Here is a 21,567-nt window from a genome sequence, read left to right on the forward strand (position 1 = left end):
GCCATTAATTTAAATTCAAATATCTTTAATTCGAGATAAATATATCACCGTTATCGTTTCGAGTCAACTCATAATTACTAGACCCGTCAAAGACTATAGATTTATTTAACGGGTCTAGTTAGCTTCTATTATATAAATGTAGCCACTATAGGGTTTGATAATTTAACAAAGTAATTATGCAAGTCTACTCAATCTATCTTTTATGTAACTTATTTCTGAATCAATCAAAAAATTAGAGATTAAAGTCGGGATATGACTATGTGAAAATTTATTTTTCATTCTCCACATACATTTCGCATTATTCCCAATTGAACAAAAATTACACGTGATTCCCTCTGTTACCCCACACTGTTCTTGAATCTGAGGAATTTTATTAATTAGATACCTAGCAAAGACATTTAATATCCATTTCCCTTTTGCTATATACTTTAAATCTTTAAATTCGATATTTTTACTTTTTGCGAATTCGTCCAAATCTGTCTTTTTCAAATTTATTTGCTGGAGTAATCTAGGTTTATTGTTTTCCGCAAATAATTTATCGGCAGAATCACTGTACTTAATTACACTTTCATAACCAGTCTCGCATGCATTTTTTAAAGCCTCTAACGAAAAATAATATAAATCGTTAAAGTCATTTTCTGTCAACTCTTTCACAATTTCGGTTTCTATTTTTTCATTTAAACACTTACTACTTACCGATGTAAGTTTTAAAATTAAATCAATAGCATTTTCTCTGGTAATATAGTGAGATTCTTGAGAATAATATTTTAAAATTAGTAATCCTACGTATTTAGGATCAGGAAGCTCTTCTCTATAATCTCTAACATCTTTATCAATAATACCGAGAATATATCTTATATTATCAGATCTTTCTTCAAATTTCGGTTGCAAATTTTCTATAAATTTGATCACATTATCTGATCCTTCTCCATACCCTTCGATATTTTCAACGGCCTCGACGTTGATTTCTTTCCCCAAGTCTAATATTATTTTCTCGTAAAATTGAATATCATCGTATCCTTCTACAACAACAACGGGAGTATTAGACATTATCGCCTCTGTAATCCATTCTTCTAAATCATGCTTCATCGATGTTTACTTCCTGTGGATTTAATTGAACGAGATAGTTGGTATTTCTTTTAGCAATAGATGGACTATGTGAAGCTACAATAATTTGTGAATTAGGAGTTAATTTGTGTAATAATGGTAAGATTTCTCTTTGCCACTTAATATTTAGTGATAGTTCAGGTTCATCAATAATAAGAATATCTCTATTTGCTCCTTCTATCAGGAAAATAGTTAGAAATGTCAACAAATGTCTCTCTCCACTTGAGAGTTCGTTTAAATAATGCTTATCACTATTTACTTCAATGTAAATTTCATCGTTATTAATTTTAATTTTCTTGTTATTAGAAAGATGACTATTAAATATTTCTTCAAGTGTACTTATAGATTCGAGAACATATTCTTCCTTTCTTAATTCGATAATCATACGGTATAACAAGTCTGACAATAATTCACTATCAGCACAAAATGCCATTATTTTTTCAGGGTCATCAATCTGCAAAATATTTAGTATTTCATTTCTAAGACGATTTTCTGTAGCATTAGATAAGGCCTCGAATAATTTTTCCCTGTTTTTTGAAAGTTCGTCTATAAAATTACTATCCTCACGATAATCAACACCTCTCTGTTCTCTTTCAGGTCTTATCGCATAAGATAAAGTATCGAACAAAGCCTTTTGTACTCTTTCAGAAGATACCCTTTTAGCTGTATTGTATCGCTTCAGAATAATTTCTTGAATAGTATCAACATTTATATCATCAATATGAGCATTTTTTTTCGAAGCATTATTTAATAAATTTCTATTTGTTTGATTTCTTATGACTCTACGTTGTTGAGAATTGACTAAATATTGAGCCAACTCTTGCGAAAAGTCTCTTGCTCTTCGTAAATTTTTAAATAATTCTCTGTAATTGGGATCGTTTGCAATGAAATGGACTATATCATCTTCGTCAATTTGAAATTTTTTGGGCGTTCCTCTGTTTACTCCAAAAAGAATGGATGACGCTTCCTGCAAAGATGACTGATCGAACTCATGCCAATCATAAGTTGTACTTTCAGTACGACTATCTAGATCATAATTCATAATTTCTTGTCGACTATTTCTATGTAAATTTCTTTTTCTTTTTCGTTTCGCTAAATCAAGAGTTAAATAGTTTTCATCTTCCTTAATTAAAGTTACCTTCACTTTATGATCATTTAAGCCATCTTTGTACCAGATGGTCACCGCCTGAACTTTTTCGTTATAAAGGATTTTTTCATCTTTTGATAAAAGAGCATGTATTATTTTTAAAAAGGTTGTTTTTCCATTCCCATTTTCCCCGTAAATAACTGAAATCATTTCCTCAGAAAAACTTAACTCTAAATTTCTATTAAAGCTTTTAAAGCCGTTTATAGAAATTTTCTTCAATTTAATCATTTATATTTACTCCTTATCTTCATACTTGATATAAAAAAACGACTAGGATTATTGACTTTTACTATGTGTCATAAAACCAGTCTGTACTTTCTTATACTACAAGTATATTTTTTCACTTTTAAAGTTTATTTTAAATTAATTTGGTATATTTTGATCCAAAAGTACTCTTTTTCCTTATTTTTCGCTCCGACGAATCACGGCCATCTCACGACCGAATCGATGTCCTTCATCAACGAATCCTAAGCTTTCGTATAAGTGATGGGCCGCCTCGTTCTCAGGATGGTAGCCGACGACGATTGATTTGCCATCTCCGATTTCTTCAAGCAACAGTTCTGTCGCTTGTCGACCGATTCCTTTACCTTGATGAGCGTGGTCGATCATGATTCGGTAAATCCACCATGCATCCAACTCTTCCGGCTCCGTGTTGTACATGAGGAAGCCGACCATCGTCTCTTCCTCATAAATCGCGCGTGGGCGTAACGTCGGTTCGTACATCGCTTGAAGTAACGAAATCGCATTCGGCTCCATGTATGTTTGCTGTTGTTCACTCAGTACCAAGTGACAGCATGTATACCAATTTTGTGCATCGATCGGACGTAATGAAATCATATTCTTCTCCTTTACTCATACGTTTCGTTTAAATTCCGTGCGTAGAACGCGATGGCACGACGGTACCTTGCGATGCTTTCGTCCGGTTTTGGACTGGCAAGCAGCTCGAGTAACGCGCCCGTCGCTTCTTCATGACGGCCGACGTTATAGTGAGCCATCGCCTGAAACACTTTGAGCGCCCCATGATTCGGGAAATGTTCGATCGCCTCTGCAAATAACTGTTCCGCTTCCGCGTATCGACCGAGTGCCCGATATGTGCTACCGAGTCCGAGATACGATTCCGCCAACTCTTCCCCGGTTAACCCAAGTCGGATGGCCCGCTCATAATGCGGTACCGCTTGACGTTCTTCCCCGAGCGAGTCATAACACCACGCACAGTATGCATGAAGTCTCGGATTCTTCTCATCCTTCCGTAAGAGCGATAAGAACAGTTGCTTCGCCTGTTCGAGTTGTCCCTCTTCACGGAGGCGTACTGCTCGGTTAAACTCATTTTCTTCTGTCACGTCGGTCACCTCCTGAGCGAAATCTTGATCTAACCATGATTGGAGCGCTTCATAATACTTGCCGATATGCACGCCATCAACGAGTGCGTGATGGGCTTGAACGGATAACGGCATCCTTAGACGCTCTCCTTGACGCTCAAACTTGCCCCAGGCGATGCGCGGGACGCTGTCATGTTGTTGCTGATGCGTCGGGTGCATGATGCTTGTGAACGTGACCCACGGCACACTCGTGATATACAGTAAGTCGTCGGGCTCGTCATCCCCAACCACGACTTCATCGGCAGCTCGCTCCATCCGCATCGTCACTTCTTGTAAGAACGTTGGTAAATCCTCATGGAACGTAGCCGCACAAAAGTTGAAGACATCCTCGTCTAACATGACGGTGAACGATGGGTGGACCACCTCATGTTCGACGACCGCTTCTCCACGGATCCGATACCGCAATTCCGGAATCGTGTTCGCCGCTTTCACTGCACCGTATAAAAAGAGTTTGAAGAACGATTGATTGCTCGCTTTCGAATATGTATAGAGATTTGTCACATCCACGTTCGCCGTCACGTTAAAATGCGGTGCGTCAAACGATTTGAAAAACTCAAAATGCTTACGTCGCGCCCACGTCTCGATTTCAATTTGTTTCATAAAAACTCCCCCTTCTACGCTCTTACTGTAGCAGAGAGAGTGAATCGGCTCATAGCTTTTGTTTTAACTGTTCGTAATGTCCTTTTGCCAAATCAAAGTAGACAAAGTCTCCACGTTCGATTCGTTCGAGCGTCGCTTCGAACTCACGCCATCCCCGCTCGACTTGTTCAGGCGTCAGCTCCCCACTCTCGGTCGCCTCTTCAAACTCATCCTCATCCTTTTTGACGATATCCCCATTCGGAAACACAAGAATATCGAGCAATAAGTCGTCCATATACGGAATGCCATCCTCTTCGCCGATCCGGTCGACGAGGTCGATATACCACTGCACGATTTCACCTTCCGGATTGATCATCGCCGTCACACCGAATGGTTCATTGTCCGGGAAATATTGGAGCCAACTAAAACCGGCATCCGCCACAATAAATTCTTCCCCTCTGTGTTTTTTATATAGTGGCGCTCGAACCTCATCGATTTGGAATAAGGCAACCACCCCGGAAAACTGTTCCGTCTGAACGTGTGCTTGCGCATAACGGTTCTTTAAAATTCGCTCCCAGTCTCGTCGATTCGCATACTTCCGTTTTGCCATATGGATCTCTCCCTTTCGGTCATCTCTGTATGATACAGTTCGCCAGAAGAAGGAAAGTTCCTTGTTAGTCGTACAGGTTATGCTGATTGAACCAGACGAGATGGCTTTGCTTCAGCCGTTTCCGCTCGACCATGCGGACGAATGCGTCTGTCGAGATGAAGCGGTTCCCGGGATGGAGGTCGGCCAGCATCATGAGGATGAGGCGTGAACCTCGTTCTCCCTCTTGAAGAGAGATATGCTCCATCTTCCCTTCCCCGTTGAAGCGGTTGATGAACAGCTCGACTTTACACTCTTCTTTTAAGAGTCGGGTCGTCACATACGCGACTTGGCTGATAATCGACTCGAAGTCATGATGGAGCGTGTAGCCAGACGGACCACTCAAATCGACTGCGAACGTGAACGTATCGAGTGATGTCTTTTGAAAGACTTTCGACTGAACACGCCCGAGCTTCGCCGTCGCGACCCAGTCAATCTCCTTGACAGGTTCTCCTTCATAAGGCTTCGATCCTAGAATCTGAAGTGGATTCCGTAGAGGCGATGCGGTCAAAGGACGGTCACCGAGTGCCAATCGTTTCGTGCCGACCGGAGGATGTAACGTGAGGGACGGCAGCACCGTCCACCGTTTCTCGATGGGACACTCAAGAAGATACGTCCCGAGATGAAGCGGGAGCGTCACAGCGAGTACACACTCTTCGATATAAGCCGGTCCCCGAAATTCGGCCTGGACACGAAGCACATGGCGGGCCTGATCCGTCCGTAACGTCATATCTAAACTATTTGGGGAGCGATCGTGGTCTGGAAAGCTAAGCGTTGTACTAGATTTCATGCGAACGCGAACGGGAAGCCCGAGTCGCTCGAGGGTTTCACTTCCGTCTAGCATCACCTGCACTTCCGTCTCATCCCCGACGAACAGAAGAGACTCGTGCGTATGTATATGAAGACGAAGGGCTTGTTCCAACTGTTTCCGCGTCCGTTCGAAGAACCAGACGATGCCCGCAAGTAAACAAAGTGCATACCCGACAATCTCCATGTACGGGACAAATACGAGAATCACTCCGGCGAATCCGTAGACCGGGATCCATTGTTTCTGTAGGGCGTTATGTGTCGAGAACGTCATCGTCAACCCTCGACCGGAACAGAAACGGTGTCTAAGATGTAACGGATGATGTCCTGTTTCGTCGATTTGATGCCTCCTTCAAGCGTCAACGTCAGGCGATGTGCCAATACATAAGGTGCCACGGCTTTCACATCTTCCGGAATGACATACAATCGATCGTTCAGATAGGCATAACTTTGAGACGCTCGCATGAGCGCGATGGCTCCTCGTGGACTGACACCAACCTCGACAGATTGGTGTTCTCGTGTCGCATGGACGAGCCCGAGTAAATAATCGAGGACGTCATCTTGAATCGATACTTGCTTCACTTCTTCTTGTGCACGGCGTAACTCGTCTAACGTCGCGACCGCCTCCACGATTTTCCGTGTTTGACGCATGACTTGTAAGAGGAGCTCCCGCTCTTCCGCGACATCAGGGTAACCGACCGGAATCGAAATGAGGAAGCGGTCGAGCTGTGCATCCGGTAACGAAAACGTCCCGGCCGATTCGATCGGGTTTTGCGTCGCAATGACGAAGAATGGTTTTGGCATCGGATACGTCTCTCCCCCGATGGAGACTTGCCGTTCTTCCATCGCCTCGAGCAAGGCGGACTGCGTTCGTGGAACCGCTCGGTTGATTTCATCGATCAAGACGATATTCGCAAAGATTGGTCCTTGTCGATGCTCGAACGTCTGGGTCTGCATGTTGAAATAATCTGCGCCAATCACGTCAGACGGTAACAAATCGGCCGTGAACTGAATCCGGGAAAACGCGCCGTCGAAGCTAGTTGCAATCGTCTTGGCCAGTAACGTTTTCCCCGTTCCTGGCACATCTTCTAACAAAATGTGTCCTTCCGCGAGTAACGCCGTACAACAGAGACGTACGACATCCTCTTTGCCTAAATACACCTCGTTCAACTGTTTGATGACCTGTTCCATGCCCATAAAATGACCTCCATTTTTTTGTCTTACTCAAACTTTACCTTTTTATGGTAAGATAAACAACAAATAGTCTGAACATTCAAAAAGGAGGTATCTTCTTGCGCTGGACGAACAAGTTTTTTCTCATGATTGCCGCTACACTCCTCGTCACCTTTACGATGATGATGGTTGCGACGAGTGTATTCGAATGGCTCTATAATCCGGAAACGATACCGGTCGAGGAAAATAATAGTCCCCCGACTGATCTCCTATCGGATGAGGATGATGGAATTTTAATCGGTGAATCCAAAGCAGATTACCCGTTTGAATTGGATCCTCAAAAAGGAAAAAAAAAACCTCTTGAGAGATTTACGGGCTCTGGAGAGTCCACACGACGAAATCTCGGTTTATTGGTCGCTTTGATTGCGCTCGGTTGTCTGTCCTTTTATATTTATCGAAAACGGAAACGACGTTTGGCGCGCGCACGAGATCATGCTGATTCAAGCACAGACCCGCTTGTCGAATCGCTACAACACGAAAACGCTTCGTCCGTTTCGACGCTCACAGCGTTCACGAACGTCCCGATTCGCGATGCACTGATCACATTCAACCAATCTCTCGTACCATCCAAGCGATTGCGTGCTCATGAGACACTGCAAGAGTGGTTCCAACGCATCGATTTACCGATGAACCCGTCCGTTTATCATGCGGTTCGCTACGGCACCTCATCAGGTGTGACGATTTCTGCAGAAGACACACTCCACTTTAAGCACACACTCGATCATTATACGACACGTCCTCACCCCGAGTGAGAATGTGCACAGGTTCTACTTTTCATTCATGAATGATAAAATGGTGGAAAATGTCAGTTAAGGGGATGAAATCATGAGACGATGGGCAATATTCGGATTAAGTGCACTTTTACTGACGGGTTGTACGGATACAGTGGCAGACAATCCGATTCCAATCGAATCACCGGATGAACCCATCACCGAATGGACACGTGAAGACTTTAAAGACGTTTATGACCAATATGAACAAACACAACCACTCCTCGCTGCGCTCGAGCAACAAGGCATCAAACCGTTCCGCGAGACGTTCGAACGCGTCATCATTGCCGGAAACGGGCTTGAGCACACATATGCAGATATTTATCCGTTCAAACTCGATGACGGGACGTATGCCACGGTATTCGACAGTCAGGACGGGACGGTGATCAATGGGTCTGAGTCGGTCGCTCCGCTGTTTTGGCAAGAGGAGTCTTTCCTTCAATACGTCGAAGAGATTGAGAATCGGAAATTCGGCACGAGTGCCCCGCCTACTGATGTTGTCCTTACGCAGGATGAATTTCAATCCGTCTATGACCGCCATGCGTATACGTCAGCCCTCCTCGTCGAACTCGATGAAGCGGGTGTCGAACTTTCAAGAGAACCAATTGACGATGTGATTATCGCCGGCAATGGCGTGACCGAAGTGACTGCCGACTTGTTCGTGTTCGATGTCGAAGGCGGGTATGCCATCGTATACGATCAAGATGGAGAAATTTTAAAAGGTCCCGAATCCATCTCACCGCTCTTTTGGAACGAGAAGGACTATGAGGACCTGTTAGCCAAGAATGAGGGGTAATTCCGTCCCCCTTCCGATTTTAGTTATGCTATACTCAAGTCAATAATCGACCACTAGGGGAGCCTTCGGGCTGAGACGGCATGTTGCCGGACCCTTTGAACCTGATCTGGCTCATACCAGCGTAGGGAAGTGGCTTGGGATACGCCTCTGTATATCCACGCCATTTTTCCGTCTGGAAACGTGGCGTTTTTATTTTGAAAGGAGACTATTCATGCGTATTCAACAACTCACTTGGATGGCGATGCTCGTCGCCATCGCCGTCGTTGGCTCAATGTTCATCTCGATTCCCACAGGTGTCGCCCGCGCTTATCCGATTCAGCATATGGTGAACGTGATTGCCGCAGTCACCGTCGGCCCAATCGGAGCCGTTCTCGTCGCATTCGTGACCGGACTCATTCGCGTCATGACCGGCACAGGGTCACTTCTCGCGTTCCCCGGTGGCATGATTGGTGCATTTCTTGCTGGTATGTTCTTCGTTCGCACGAATCGCGTCTATGCTGCCGCTCTCGGAGAAATCATCGGAACTGGTGTCATCGCCTCGTTGATTGCCGTCCCGTATGCGAAACTGTTGATGGGTTCGACGTTCGGTGCCTTCTTCTTCGTTCCAGCGTTCCTTGCTTCTAGTTTGACAGGCGCGCTTCTCGGTTGGCTCGTCTTATCACGTGTCAAACAGTTGCGACCGAGCACACTCAAATAACGTATTTTGATTTAGGAATCCGACCGACTCATGACGGTCGGTTTTTTGTGTGAAAGACCCAGATTGCTTCGCCATTCGATTCATCGATTAAGCCGCTGTCGACAAACCCGTTCTTCGCATAAAATTGTTTCGCGGCTTCATTCTCTTGATGGAGGCTCAGAATGATATCATCCACATCGTACTCTGTCTGGATAAATTCCACTGCGATGCGTAGACACTTCGTCCCGACGCCTTTCCCCTGTTCGTTTTGATCCATCATGAAACGATCGAGCCACACATAACGTTCTGTCTGATTTTCTGCTCCGACCATCATGAAGCCAACCGGTCGCTCACCGTCATAAAATGCATAGCTCTGCCAATTATATTTCGTATCCTCGACCATCTCTTGAAGCGACTCGGCATTCGTCTCGATGAATCGGGACTGTTTCTCGTCCACTGATAGAGTAATGATTGCCTCTCGATTGAATGCATCAATCGGCTGAATCGTGATTTCATTTCCTTTCATGCTTTCACCTCATTGATTTTCTCTCTCTTTCATACGCTTTCTCCCGTAAAAAGTTTCTTCCCCCGTATCTTCGAGATCATGCATTCGCTACACTAATAAGAGAAAAGGAGGTTATCACATGTTCCGAATCGGAAGTATTTTCATTCCCGTATCAGATGTAGAACAGTCCCTACACTGGTATACAACTTATTTTGATGCCAAAGAAATTGGTCGCTGGGAAGGAGGCATCGGTTTGTGTCTACCAGACGGTTCGACTCAACTCGGATTGATCCAAACCTCGTCACCGCAACCCGCAACGTTCAAAGATGCGTCAGGACAAGCCCATGTCTATTTCAACGTCATTTGTGAAGACATTCATTTCGCGTATCAATCGTTCGAACAAGCAGGGTTGATTGCGACACCGCTTCACGATTTCGGAGGCATGTCCTGTTTTGACGTAGTGGACCCGGATGGACATACGATCAGTCTTATCTCGGAAGATGTGACTTCCCCGTTCCATCGCGATCGCGTGAACAACCTACAAACGAAAGGAAAGTCTTAATGAAACAAATTCACCATATCTGTATTCAAACACCAGATTATGCCGCATCGAAGTCATTTTACGAAGCACTCGGTTTTGAACTCGTCCAAGAATCGCCAAACTTCCATACGCGTGACTTCAATAGTTGGCTCAAGCTCGGGGATTTTTATATCGAGCTCCAGACTGCTAAAACGGATGAAACGTTACAAGACTACTCGAAACATGCGGCCGGTCCCGTTCATTTCGCCCTCTATGTGGATGATCTCGAAGCGGAAGTCACACGACTCGAACAGCTAGGCGTCACGTTCTTGCCAAAGCACGGTGGCAACATCTATTTCGTCGTCGACGGTCATTTAAGTAAATTGAAAGCACCGGAAGGAACCATCATCGAACTGCGTGATACGTTTCTGATTAACTGAGGCCCTGTGCCTCTTTTTTGTTGGACACATCTTCACGTTTCCCTCACTCGTCTCATCGGGAATGGGTATGAAAAGGATGTGTTGTTCATGATCAAATATCTCGATTATTGGAGCTACTTGTCACTCTCCCTGGCAAAGCTCTTCTTTTTTAGCTGGTTGACCGCGACGGCGTTCGACTTCTCGTTTTTCCTCATCAATTTGGCGACGATTCTGCTCCTGACGAGCTGGGCACTTGCCGTGTCTTACCCGATTCGCCGATGGATTTTATACGTTTCTCTGTTCCTGCATAGTACCCTACTCGTCTCGGACATCTGGTACTATCGCTATTTTGAAGACTTATTATCTGTCGCCTTACTGTCTGATATCGGACAGATGGGAGATGTCGGGGGTGGCTTCTTGACGCTCATCCGCCCGATTGATGCGTTCTTCTTCATCGACCTCATTATTTACGGTTTAATTTTACGTTACATCAAACGGCATCCTGTCCGTGAAGCGAAGCGGAACGGAAGACGATTGGCGCTCGCCGGCTTCACTCTCGGATTTCTTCTCTTCACGATTCCGCTCACCCTCAGTTATCAGCGCGGGGAAAAATGGATTGCAGACGACCCGATCTCGAATATGCGTGAATATTATCATCTCGGTTTTTGGGGCTATCACGCGATGGATGTCGCCAGAGGTGTCGAACGTGCCATGGGATGGAACGAAGTCCTGACAGACGAGGAGCGTTCTCAAATTCAAGCACTCTCTTATCAGGAATTAAGTGCCCCGAGTCCGGATACGAACGTCATCGTGCTACAACTCGAATCGTTCCAAACTTCCGTCATCGATCAACGCATCAATGGACAGGAATTGACACCGAATTTGAACCGACTGCGACGTGACATGCTCTATTTCCCGAACGTGTATCATCAGACGCATGAGGGGCGGACATCCGATGCGGAGTTCATCGTCAACACGTCACTATATCCTGTCAAATCCGGTTCGGTGTACACACGTTTCCCGGGAAATCAATTCAGTGCGCTCTCTCAATCCTTGAACGAGGCGGGCTATGATACGGCAGCCATGCACTCCTTCCGTAAAGACTTTTGGAATCGGGATGATTTTTATGACAATATCGGATTCAATCATTTCTTTAGCGACAAAGACTACCCCGACCAAGGCATCATCGGGATGGCACTCAACGATCAAGATTTCTTGAATACGTCAGTCGGATTCATGGGAGAGTTGGATGAACCGTTCTATGCGTTTTTAGTCGCATTGACGAGTCATACACCTTACGACATTCCGGAGGACGAGAAGCGATTGGACCTGTCAGAAATTGACGACCCGCTTCTCGAAAACTATTACCATACCGTTCATTTCGTCGATACCGCGGTCGGTCAGTTCATCGAACGATTGAAACAAGATGGGCTGTGGGATGAGACGCTTCTCGTCATGTATGGTGACCATGATAGCGGTCTTACGTCACCAGGAGAAGAAATGGCTACCATCGAAGAAGTGGACTCAACAGTTGACGCATTTCAACTCGACCGTGCTGTCCCTCTCTTCATCAAACCACCTGGATTGACGACAGGGGAAGTCATGGAGGCGAGCGGTGGACAAATCGATATCGCACCGACGATTCTTGACTTACTTGGGATTTCTCCGGCATATATGCTTGGCGACTCCCTCTTGAATGATACGCCGAATCTGACCGTCTTTCGGACGGGTGCTTTCCGATATGAAGACAATTACTATAAACCAGACTTGAGCGAACGAGCAGAAAACGGCACATGCTATTCCGTTGAGACGGAAAAACCGGTCGCCTTCGATCGATGCGCCCCATATATCGACCGTGCGGCCAGCCAGCTCCGTCTCTCGGATACTATCATCGAGAAAGATGCCCTCTCACAAATGAGTCCATGAAAAACCTCCCGAGCTATTAGTCTCGGGAGGTTTGTTTAGTAAGCTTTACGCAACGTCGCGATATCGAGTTTTTTCATGGGCAGACACGCCTGTACGACTTGTTCAATCTGCTCTTGCGAACCGACCGTCATCATCTCTTCCATTTCCCACGGAATGATTTGCCACGAAACGCCATAGCGATCTTTCAGCCATCCACACTCCTCTGCTTCCGGTACAGCCGATAACTGTTCCCAGTACGTATCGACTTCGTCTTGTGTCTCACAAAAAGCGATGAGCGACTGTGTTTCATTAAATGAAAACATATGATTTTCATTACTGTCCATCACGACAAATTCTCGACCGGATAAGACGAAGCGAGCATAGTTGATTTTCCCGTCGAGCTCGTCGCCATCTTCTTCCGTGTATCGTACCGTATGACCGTCCAGTACATACGAATCTTTGAAAATGGAAATCCAATCTTTCATCGCCGCCTCGGCGCGACCGAATGCTTCCTGGACAAACAAGAGGCATGGCGTCACGAGCTGAATGTCCATCCCCCCATCATGCATAATTTGCCAAGAAACCCCGTAGCGGTCTTTCAACCACCCGTAACGCTGACTGAAGTCGTACGTATCTAATGGAATTAAAATCTCCGCTCCGTCAGATAATCGTTCCCACAGCGCATTGATTTCTTCTGTTGTCGGGAGGGATACCATATAGGAAATGGACGGATTTCGTTCTTTCGTCGTGCCTCCCCCGAGTAACTGAAAGAACTGTCCAGCGAGCGATAACGTCACAATCGTCGTCTCGCCTGCTGGCGAGCTTGAAAATGTCGTCGTATAATCGACAAACGAATCTGGAAAGATGGAGACATACCACTCGGCGATTTCCTCGACATTCTCCTCAAACCAAATACATGGGATCACAGGTTGCGTAATCATGAGAAAGTCTCCTTTCAGACTTCATGCAAACGATAGACGTCACGTACGGCGAGAAGTTCCCCGGCTTCATCACGATACGTCTGATAATGCGATGAATGAATGTGGTGATCGAGCGCTTCTTCGTCTTGATATTTTTCATAGAAGACAAACGTTCCTGGCGCATCGATTGCTTCGTGAAGAACGTACGCGAGACACCCTTCTTCCGCTCGTGACGGTGGAATCACACGATGCAACGCCTCACGTAACGCTTCTTCTTTACCAGGATGGGCTTTCAAGATTGCAGTAATGACAATTTCCATACAGTCTTCCTCCTTCGATAATGGACCTGACTTTCTGTTCCCGAATCCACCGCAATTTATCCCCAAAAAAACGGATATCTCATCATACGAGACATCCGTTTCTACTTATGACTTTTTCTTTTGTCGGAATGGCCACCAAACACCATCACCAAATGAAATCGTAATGGCTGGAATCAAGAGTGGCAATACAATCAATCCGTATAGCAACAGACCAGTAATCACGATGGTCGCAATCTGAACGAGACTAAGTACACCTGACGGGATCATGGCGCCGAACGTCCCGGCGAGGATGACTGCAGCGGTCATAATGACGGTACCCATCTTCGTCATCGAATAGATGAGCGCATCACGGACCGTCTTCCCACTGATTGTCTCTTCTCGGAATCGATCCAGTAGGAAGATGGAATAGTCAATTCCGAGTGCAATCAACATGACGAATCCAAAGAACGGAACGGCCCAGCTGATTCCGTCATAGCCAAGACCTTCCACAAAGATTAGCTCTGTGATTGCTGCTGACGTATAATACGTCAAGAGAAGCGAAGCAATCATATAGAGCGGCATGATCATCGAGCGGAACAATGCCGTCAAGACGATGAATAACGTCACGAGCATGATGGCTACCGTCCGATTGAAGTCGTTCGTTGACGTTTCATTCAAATCGCTGTTGATGCTTGAGATACCTGCGTATCCGATGGTCGCATCTGCATATGGTGTCCCCGTCACAGAGCGATCCATCGTCTCTTTAATCGTCTCGACGACATCAATCGCTTCTGGTGAGTATGGATCCATCTCTAGTACCACCTCGAGCTGAGTCGCCGTTTCTTCGTCAAAGACGTAGCGTTCGACAGCAGGTGAAAACTCATCTGATGTGAGTGTCCCTTCCGGAAGATAGACGCCTGTCTCACGGAGCGAATCTGCTTCACTCAACTGTTGCAAGAACGAAACCGCTTCGCCGAGGCCTGACTCGATTTGTCCTAATCCTTCGTTCGCTTCGCCGACACCTGTCGCGAGTTGCGATAGTCCGGTACTAAGTTCACCAACCTGAGATCCTTGCGCATTTAATGCGGAGGCAGCTTCACTGATGCCCGATTCGATTTGTGTGAGCCCTGCCGACACTTGACCGAGTTGTCCGACTGCAGCAGGAATATTTTGAGTCGCTGTCAATCCTTGCCCAATGAGGCCAAGTTGACTATTTAACTGATTCAGCCCAGCTGCTGCTTCTGCAAGCGGTGCCCCGGCATTGGTTGAACCGCTTGGCAATTGTCCGACGACCGCGTTTAGACCCTGCTCAATTTCATCTAATCCAGCCTGGACATCACCGAGACCCGTCTGTGCGTCAGACAAACCTTCACTGAGTTCACCGAGTTGCGTGTCGACATAGAAATCGTCGATGACTTCACCAGTCGGGCGTGTGAGCGCACGCACACCGTTCACTCCATCGACTTTTTCGAGCTCACTTGCGAACATTTCAATGTATGGAACTTCCGATTCCGTGATGGCTTGATCTTGTTTCAAAATGATTTGTACCGGAAGGGATTCCCCTTGACCGAACCCTTCTGAAATCAAATTCAATCCACGAACCGAATCGTACCCGTCTCCAATCTCATCGACCGTATTGAACGAACGGGCATCGTCATACGTGAACAGGACTGGCACCGTGATCAATCCAACGACCAAAATCGATACGAACGGGCGATTGACCGACAATCGACTCAATCCAGCCCAGAGCTTGCTATCATGATGCTCGCCTGCTTTCTTCGATGGCCAGAACAGTCGTTGCTTGAGCGTCGCCATAAAGAATGGGACGACCGTGAAGAGAATCAACAGCAACACCGCAATCCCGACGGCGACGGCGACGGCTGATTTAAAGATTGGAAAATCTGCAAATCCGATGGCCGCGAAACCGACGAAGACCGCGAGCCCACTGATCAAGACCGTCCGCCCTGCCGTCTTGTATGTGTTGACGATTGCTTCTTCAATCGCATGTCCCGCACTCAGCTCCTCTTTGTAACGGCTAAGAAGTAGGATACAATAGTCTGTCCCAATCCCGAACAAGATGGCCACGAGGAATATTTGTGTGTAGTTCGATACCGGGAATCCGAACCAATCCACAAAGAACGCGACAAACGATTGGCTCAATAAATACGTGAAGCCGACCGCGATGAGTGGAATGAACGGTGTCACGATAGAACGGAACACGAGGAGCAACAATCCAAAAATCAATACGACCGTGATGATTTCCGTCTTTTTCAATCCTTCTTGGGCACTCAAGTTCACATCATTGTTAATGATTTCTTCCCCAGTGATATATACTGTTTCCTCTTGAGGAAGCACGTTTTCACGGACATCATCAGCAAACGCATTGATTTCTTCTGTCGTACCTTCGACCGTGATTGGGACGAGGACGATGCGTCCGTCTTCTGAGACGAGCTGTGCCTCTGTCTCCTCACTTTCAAACGGATCGAGAACATCCGTCACGACCGTTTCATTCTGTCTAAGCTCTTCGATGACACGAGCGACATCCGTTCGCTCGGTTTCGCCAATCGACTCGAACTCGTAGACGAGCGAGATGGTTTTATCACTCTTCCCGGCTTCATCTAAAATCGCTTGTGCACGCTGAGAGTCCATATCGTCCGCTAGCTGAAAACTACCAGCTTCTTCTGCTTGCTTTGTTAAGTTCGGCGCTACGACAAATAGTGCCGCCGTCAATACGATGAGGGAAATGAGAATTCCCCAACGCCATTGAATGATTTTATGCACGCGTTATTCCTCCCCGATTCGGAGCAATTGTTTTATTTTCCGGAACGTCCGGACAAATTGCTCAATTTCAATTTCGTCTACTTCTCCATCGATGAGGGATTCTACATATCGATAGACGGCACCGTCCACTTCCTCGACGAGCCGCTTTCCTTCTGAGGTCAATTCAATCAAACGTTCGCGCTGATCCTTGCCACGTCGACTCGTGACAAGTTCTTTTTCGACCAGTTTTTTGAGTCGATTCGAGACCGCACTTTTATGGACACCTTGCTTTTGTGCCAATTGCCCAGCAGGGGTCGGTCCAAATTGATCGAGCAACTTTAAGAGCTGGAGTTGTTCACGCGAATACTCACGCCAGACATCCCCTTCCATCGCTTCGATGACATGTTCCGTCCCATGGAACATCACTTCTTCAAATAACTGCACGGCTTCGCGCATCAATGCTTTCATTTTTAGTTTACCCCCTAAACTAGATGGTTATAGTTTATGCCCTAAACTAAATAACGTCAAATAAAAAAACCGATAAGGAGAATCCTATCGGCGCAGCACATCAGTCGTATTTTATCCGATCCATGTAATCAACCCTTTGTGCTTTTGTGACGCGGATAAAAAAATCGCTTTCAATTCCTCGAACTGTTCGAGCAAGTATTGCTTTTCCTCACTTCCCCACCCTCTCTCGAATGGGTAAAGTTCATGCGCATTCATCCTCGTCGCGTCATAACGTGATTCAAGGGCATCTCGTTCGATATAGTGAAGTCGGGTCGCTAAGTCTTTCACTTCTGATGACGTCAAATAGGCCGTTCCTGTTTCCTCTTCGATTACCATTCCGCCGAAAATCGTTCTCCCGAGGGAGTGACGGTCAATGTCGTCCAAGTCCGCTTCTCCGGTTAGCAAAAAGTACAGTCCGTGCCACGCTTTATCGATATCCGACTGCCTTTCCTCGTACGTGTACAATTCCTCGAAATAATCAGGTTCATCAAGTAGCCGCGCCAACTCATCATCTGTTACTCGCAAGTAAGTTCCAATCATCCCCATATGAGTGCCCCTCTCCAGTTCGTTTGTCTGTCTATTCGTCATCAAAACGAAAAAACCTTCCGTAGAAGGTTTAAACGATTGCCTCGGCGACACGTAGACCAGATAGATAGGCACTCTCAAATCGAGTTCGTCCGGATGGATCATCCGCTTCAAGAAAGATATCGCCAGCTAAATAGATGGGATGATGGCTTACCCGATAAAACGGTTCATGCCACACGTCTTTCGCTTGCGCATAGCGCCACCGTTTCAACTGCCGTGACACGATGTCGATATCGCCAACTTCCTCTCGGAATAACCGCTCGACCTCTGTAAGTGTCTCCTCTTCCGGTCGCTCATACCACTCCTCACTCCACGCTTCTTCCATATAGACGCTGATGAGCGAGGTCGCAGTGATTCCTTTTTGCTGATTATTGATCACCTTCAACAATCCAGGTGTCAGGTCATGATCGAGAATCCCATCTTCCCCAATCTGTACATCACCCGTACATTCGAAGAGACCGACGAACGTCGGCGCATACACGAGACGTCGCAAGGAAGGTTTGACCTGATTAACCAAACTCCCGAGTAATTCGAACGATTGCGGAAGCGGTGCCGTCATCACGATTTGGTCGTATGAACGTCTCGTCACATCTGTCTTCACGCTGATGGTACTATCCTCTTCTATGTGAACGTGCTCCACATGTTCATTCAAGTGTACCGTCAATTCCTCAGCAAGATGCTTGGCGAGTCCATTCATACCATCCGTCCCCACGTATCGCGGATAAGGATCCGCATACCAGACACGCACCCAGTTCGCACTCATCCACGACTGTACCTCGCGTTTGAGCTCTTCCCCACGTACGGTGAAATAGACGGCCCCGTGATCCGCTTGTCCGTCACCGATTCGACGAGTCGCCAAACGTCCCCCGACGCTTTGACTCTTTTCAATCAATTCAACCGTATGACCTCGACGTGCGAGTTCACGCGCTGCGATGATTCCGCTCAGACCAGCCCCAATGATTCCAATCTTCATTCAGCATTTCCCCTTTCCTTCATGAAGATTGTAGCATGCTCATTCCTTTCAACCTCTATTTAACTAAATCAGGCGAGAATTCTCTCTCCTCTAAGCGTCTCGGGGCGTAGCCCAGCGTAGGCGGGAGATGAATCGCCCGGTCCAATAGTCTTCTCTCCCTGTGACAGATATGACGAACAAAAGTTCGTCATTCCGTCAGATTCTCCATCCCCCTCCACGGGTATCGGATGAGGAGGACACATCACAATCTTCTGGAGGGAGGAGGGACGGACATGCTGAAAGGCTACACATACAGGCTCCACCCGACGCCGGCACAGGCCGAGTTCCTCATCAAGACGATCGGCTGCGCCCGGTTCATCTACAACAAGCTGCTCGAGGACCGCATCGCCATCCGCGAGGAGGCGAAAACGGGGAGCGGAACGAGACGGAAACCGGCGACACCCGCCTCCTACAAGCCCCTGTTCCCGTTCCTCGCCGAGGCGGACAGCCTCGCGCTCGCGAACGCAAAGCTGAACCTCGACACCGCGTTCGCGAAGTTCTTCGCCGGGACGGCCGGCTTCCCGGTGTTCAAGTCGAGACGAAAGGCGCGCGCCTCCTACACGACGAACAACCAGCACGGCACGATCCGAATCGAGGCGGGCAAGGTCCGTCTGCCGAAGGTCGGGTTCGTGCGGTTCACACAACATCGCCCGTTCGAGGGCGTCATCCGGTCGGCGACGGTCTCGATGACGAGGACGGGCAAGTTCTTTGTCTCCATCCTCGTCAAACAGGACGATGAACCATGGATCCCAGCCGAGAACAAGGTCGGGATCGATCTCGGTCTGGGACACTTCGCCGTCATGACGAACGACGCGATGGTATCGGAGAAAATCGAAAACCCACGTTTCCTTCGACAATCCGAAGCGAAGGTCAAGAAGGCGCAACGGGCGCTGTCGCGAAAGAAGATCGGGAGTAAAAATCGTGAAAAGGCCAAATTACTTTTGGCCAAGAAACACGAAAAGATTGCCAACCAACGCAAGGATTTCCTTCACAAACTGTCAAGACGGGTCGTTGACGAGAACCAAGTCATCGTCGTGGAGACATTGAAGTCGAAGGACATGATGAAGGATCACAAGGTGGCGAAGTCCATCGGAGATGTCAGTTGGTACGAGTTCGTCCGTCAACTCGAATACAAATCAAACTTCTGCGGACGGACGCTCATCAAGGCGGATCAATGGTTCGCATCCACTCAAATCTGTTCCACTTGCGGCGTAAAAGGCGAGAAGAAGGCGATGGATGTCCGTGAATGGACGTGTGCCTGCGGCGCGCATCATGACCGTGACATCAACGCGAGCATCAACCTGTTGATGTTGGCAAACTAAAACGAATTCCTTCAGGGTGGGAACCACCCGACGAGCTTGGTAAACAATCGTGGCTGGTAAGAGCACGGTCTTCCCAAGAAGCTCCCCCTTCAATTTGCGAAGCAAATAAGTGGCGAGTAGTTCACTATGCTTCAGGCTGGTTTGTTCCATTGTTCGTCGTACGCCCGACGCGAGTCTTCATACATGACAGCGAAACGCGCAACGACGAATGGACGAATGAGGATTGTCGCAATCGATAATGATAATGCGGCAAGTAAAACCGAATTGACGACCATAAATAACGTGAAGCCAATCAAATAAATCGGGATGAACGGCAAAATTAGTTTAAATGCGTCCCACTTCTGACCATGCATCAGCGCGCGTGACTTCGTGATCGATTCTCTGACCGATAATGCCGGCTCATCTCGCAAAATAAAGTACGTGAACGCGTAAGAGAAGAACTTCATGATTCCTGGAACAATGAACAATAGTGTCCAAAGCGTCTGGAAGATGGCTAGTAGGATGACTGCCGTCACATGCTTACCAAATCGTTCTTTCATCGGTCGAAACACATCACGAAACTGCGCGTCTTGTCCGCGAATGATGGAAAGAATGACCCAGTGATACCCAATGATGATTGGATATAGCATGAAGGATACAACAATTGTACTTAAAAGGAATACAATCGCCTGTACTGAATCGGCTTTCGCCCCGTAAAGTGTCGGATCGAGCAATGCGCTAAATTCTAATATAACGGCACAGAGAAACGACCAGATTAACAGTAGACCTCGTTTCCCATTGATTGCTTCGTGTGTCCGTTCTGTCCATGTTTGAACCATTTTCTAGTCTCCCCCTGAATGATTTATCTTATATACGCTATATCGTTCAAATACGTTTCATGTTCACACAAAAAAAGCAGAGATTCACTCTGCTCGTTCGTCCGCTCGATATTCTAGTATGTCCCCCGGTTGACAGTCGAGCGCTTCACAAATTGCTTCGAGCGTCGAAAAACGAATCGCTTTCGCTTTTCCATTCTTTAAAATCGACAAGTTCGCCATGGTGATCCCGACCCGTTCCGACAGCTCTGTCACACTCATTTTCCGCTTCGCTAACATCACATCTAGATTCACAATCATCGCCATTTTTCTCACCTCAGACCGTCAAATCGATTTCTTGTTTCATATCGATGGCTCGCTTCAATAATTTCTGTAACAACTCAGCAAAGACGGCAATGACAAATGCGGCGAACACGAAAACGAGCCCGAGGACTAAGAAACCCGGGGAATCATCACGCTCGGCGAACCAATAGAAGAACGGAAGCAACGCCGTATAGATGACCGTGATGGTCAATGCACAATACTTGATCACTCGAAGTACTTTCACCGCTCCATAGGAGAATGCCTCATTCCTATCAATTAATCCTAGCAAGGTAAACGTCTGGAACAGAGCTATGAAATATGGGACTGCCGCCACATACATCCCCACGACAATCGGACGCATCGAATTCGCAATCCAGCCCCCGCTCTCGGTTGCGTCTCGCCAAAGAAACGGGAGTAAAAAGAGACAGGCCGCAAGAATCGGGAGGGCTAAGACAATCACCGATAGTTTCAAAAAGACGGTTTCTCGTTTCAACTGTCATACACCTCACTCAATTTATTTTCTTTATCATACGCCGCTTTTTATCGTTTATCAAT

General features: G+C 46.9%; 24 protein-coding genes and 1 riboswitch. Of the genes, 7 read left to right on the top strand and 17 right to left on the bottom strand.

Annotated features, from left to right (window positions below; all coding sequences use genetic code 11):
• Positions 1-174: 174 nt before the first annotated feature.
• From LCM29_RS10710 to LCM29_RS10740, 7 genes are all read right to left on the bottom strand, one after another.
• A complete protein-coding gene (locus LCM29_RS10710; RefSeq protein ID WP_224862674.1) occupies positions 175-1,089 on the bottom strand; it encodes a hypothetical protein in 915 nt (304 codons plus the stop codon).
• On the bottom strand, positions 1,079-2,482 hold the full coding sequence (locus LCM29_RS10715; RefSeq protein WP_224862676.1) for an AAA family ATPase: 1,404 nt from the start codon (positions 2,480-2,482) through the stop codon (positions 1,079-1,081). The genes LCM29_RS10710 and LCM29_RS10715 overlap by 11 nt, the downstream gene beginning before the upstream one ends.
• A 174-nt stretch (positions 2,483-2,656) precedes the next feature.
• The gene (locus tag LCM29_RS10720; protein ID WP_224862678.1) at positions 2,657-3,091 is read right to left on the bottom strand and encodes a GNAT family N-acetyltransferase; all 435 of its coding nucleotides are present in this window, start codon (positions 3,089-3,091) and stop codon (positions 2,657-2,659) included.
• Between the two features lie 11 nt (positions 3,092-3,102).
• Positions 3,103-4,233 (bottom strand): tetratricopeptide repeat protein, encoded by a 1,131-nt coding sequence (locus tag LCM29_RS10725; protein WP_224862680.1) that lies wholly within the window; start codon positions 4,231-4,233, stop codon positions 3,103-3,105.
• Between the two features lie 49 nt (positions 4,234-4,282).
• Positions 4,283-4,822: a DUF402 domain-containing protein gene (locus tag LCM29_RS10730; RefSeq protein WP_224862682.1), complete on the bottom strand. Its 540-nt coding sequence runs from the start codon at positions 4,820-4,822 to the stop codon at positions 4,283-4,285.
• Between the two features lie 64 nt (positions 4,823-4,886).
• On the bottom strand, positions 4,887-5,939 hold the full coding sequence (locus LCM29_RS10735) for a DUF58 domain-containing protein (protein ID WP_224862684.1): 1,053 nt from the start codon (positions 5,937-5,939) through the stop codon (positions 4,887-4,889).
• A 2-nt stretch (positions 5,940-5,941) separates the two neighbouring features.
• Entirely contained in the window at positions 5,942-6,862 is a 921-nt protein-coding gene (locus LCM29_RS10740) for an AAA family ATPase (protein WP_214785161.1), read from the bottom strand.
• 95 nt (positions 6,863-6,957) lie between these two features.
• On the opposite strand from LCM29_RS10740, the gene LCM29_RS10745 reads away from it, so the two are divergent.
• From LCM29_RS10745 to thiW, 3 genes are all read left to right on the top strand, one after another.
• Positions 6,958-7,650 (top strand): hypothetical protein, encoded by a 693-nt coding sequence (locus LCM29_RS10745; RefSeq protein WP_224862686.1) that lies wholly within the window; start codon positions 6,958-6,960, stop codon positions 7,648-7,650.
• Positions 7,651-7,723: 73 nt separating this feature from the next.
• Positions 7,724-8,464 (top strand): hypothetical protein, encoded by a 741-nt coding sequence (locus LCM29_RS10750; RefSeq protein ID WP_224862688.1) that lies wholly within the window; start codon positions 7,724-7,726, stop codon positions 8,462-8,464.
• Between the two features lie 45 nt (positions 8,465-8,509).
• Positions 8,510-8,609, top strand: a riboswitch (TPP riboswitch).
• Between the two features lie 66 nt (positions 8,610-8,675).
• On the top strand, positions 8,676-9,161 hold the full coding sequence (gene thiW / locus LCM29_RS10755) for an energy coupling factor transporter S component ThiW (protein ID WP_074035388.1): 486 nt from the start codon (positions 8,676-8,678) through the stop codon (positions 9,159-9,161).
• A gap of 28 nt (positions 9,162-9,189) precedes the next feature.
• Here the strand turns inward: thiW and LCM29_RS10760 are convergent, their stop codons facing one another.
• Positions 9,190-9,666 (bottom strand): GNAT family N-acetyltransferase, encoded by a 477-nt coding sequence (locus LCM29_RS10760; RefSeq protein ID WP_224862690.1) that lies wholly within the window; start codon positions 9,664-9,666, stop codon positions 9,190-9,192.
• Positions 9,667-9,784: 118 nt separating this feature from the next.
• On the opposite strand from LCM29_RS10760, the gene LCM29_RS10765 reads away from it, so the two are divergent.
• The 3 genes from LCM29_RS10765 to LCM29_RS10775 all read left to right on the top strand — a co-directional run bounded on the left by LCM29_RS10765 (position 9,785) and on the right by LCM29_RS10775 (position 12,510).
• Positions 9,785-10,207 (top strand): VOC family protein, encoded by a 423-nt coding sequence (locus LCM29_RS10765; RefSeq protein WP_224862692.1) that lies wholly within the window; start codon positions 9,785-9,787, stop codon positions 10,205-10,207.
• Entirely contained in the window at positions 10,207-10,605 is a 399-nt protein-coding gene (locus LCM29_RS10770; protein WP_224862694.1) for a VOC family protein, read from the top strand. Before LCM29_RS10765 ends, LCM29_RS10770 begins: the two co-directional genes overlap by 1 nt.
• Positions 10,606-10,692: 87 nt before the next feature.
• Positions 10,693-12,510, top strand: coding sequence for an LTA synthase family protein (locus LCM29_RS10775; protein WP_224862696.1), 1,818 nt, complete (start codon positions 10,693-10,695; stop codon positions 12,508-12,510).
• 35 nt (positions 12,511-12,545) lie between these two features.
• On the opposite strand, the gene LCM29_RS10780 is transcribed toward LCM29_RS10775, so the two are convergent.
• The 6 genes from LCM29_RS10780 to LCM29_RS10805 all read right to left on the bottom strand — a co-directional run bounded on the left by LCM29_RS10780 (position 12,546) and on the right by LCM29_RS10805 (position 18,533).
• A complete protein-coding gene (locus LCM29_RS10780) occupies positions 12,546-13,430 on the bottom strand; it encodes a VOC family protein (protein ID WP_224862698.1) in 885 nt (294 codons plus the stop codon).
• Positions 13,431-13,444: 14 nt separating this feature from the next.
• Positions 13,445-13,729 (bottom strand): putative quinol monooxygenase, encoded by a 285-nt coding sequence (locus LCM29_RS10785; protein WP_224862701.1) that lies wholly within the window; start codon positions 13,727-13,729, stop codon positions 13,445-13,447.
• 105 nt (positions 13,730-13,834) lie between these two features.
• Positions 13,835-16,489 carry an MMPL family transporter gene (locus tag LCM29_RS10790; RefSeq protein WP_224862703.1) on the bottom strand — a complete coding sequence of 885 codons (2,655 nt, stop codon included), beginning with the start codon at positions 16,487-16,489 and terminating at the stop codon, positions 13,835-13,837.
• Positions 16,490-16,492: 3 nt separating this feature from the next.
• On the bottom strand, positions 16,493-16,936 hold the full coding sequence (locus LCM29_RS10795; protein WP_214695082.1) for a MarR family winged helix-turn-helix transcriptional regulator: 444 nt from the start codon (positions 16,934-16,936) through the stop codon (positions 16,493-16,495).
• Positions 16,937-17,047: 111 nt separating this feature from the next.
• The gene (locus LCM29_RS10800; RefSeq protein ID WP_214875134.1) at positions 17,048-17,521 is read right to left on the bottom strand and encodes a YfbM family protein; all 474 of its coding nucleotides are present in this window, start codon (positions 17,519-17,521) and stop codon (positions 17,048-17,050) included.
• Positions 17,522-17,591: 70 nt separating this feature from the next.
• Positions 17,592-18,533: an NAD(P)/FAD-dependent oxidoreductase gene (locus LCM29_RS10805; RefSeq protein ID WP_224862705.1), complete on the bottom strand. Its 942-nt coding sequence runs from the start codon at positions 18,531-18,533 to the stop codon at positions 17,592-17,594.
• A 272-nt stretch (positions 18,534-18,805) separates the two neighbouring features.
• On the opposite strand from LCM29_RS10805, the gene tnpB reads away from it, so the two are divergent.
• Positions 18,806-19,894 (top strand): IS200/IS605 family element RNA-guided endonuclease TnpB, encoded by a 1,089-nt coding sequence (tnpB, locus tag LCM29_RS10810; protein ID WP_224862707.1) that lies wholly within the window; start codon positions 18,806-18,808, stop codon positions 19,892-19,894.
• Positions 19,895-20,025: 131 nt separating this feature from the next.
• Here the strand turns inward: tnpB and LCM29_RS10815 are convergent, their stop codons facing one another.
• The 3 genes from LCM29_RS10815 to LCM29_RS10825 all read right to left on the bottom strand — a co-directional run bounded on the left by LCM29_RS10815 (position 20,026) and on the right by LCM29_RS10825 (position 21,505).
• Positions 20,026-20,712, bottom strand: coding sequence for a DUF975 family protein (locus LCM29_RS10815; protein WP_224862709.1), 687 nt, complete (start codon positions 20,710-20,712; stop codon positions 20,026-20,028).
• 84 nt (positions 20,713-20,796) lie between these two features.
• Positions 20,797-21,015 (bottom strand): helix-turn-helix domain-containing protein, encoded by a 219-nt coding sequence (locus tag LCM29_RS10820; RefSeq protein ID WP_012727632.1) that lies wholly within the window; start codon positions 21,013-21,015, stop codon positions 20,797-20,799.
• A 10-nt stretch (positions 21,016-21,025) separates the two neighbouring features.
• On the bottom strand, positions 21,026-21,505 hold the full coding sequence (locus LCM29_RS10825; RefSeq protein WP_224862712.1) for a DUF2975 domain-containing protein: 480 nt from the start codon (positions 21,503-21,505) through the stop codon (positions 21,026-21,028).
• Between the last annotated feature and the right edge of the window lie 62 nt (positions 21,506-21,567).

The organism is Exiguobacterium aestuarii (genome assembly GCF_020171655.1).
In the GTDB taxonomy this organism is placed as follows: domain Bacteria; phylum Bacillota; class Bacilli; order Exiguobacteriales; family Exiguobacteriaceae; genus Exiguobacterium; species Exiguobacterium aestuarii_A.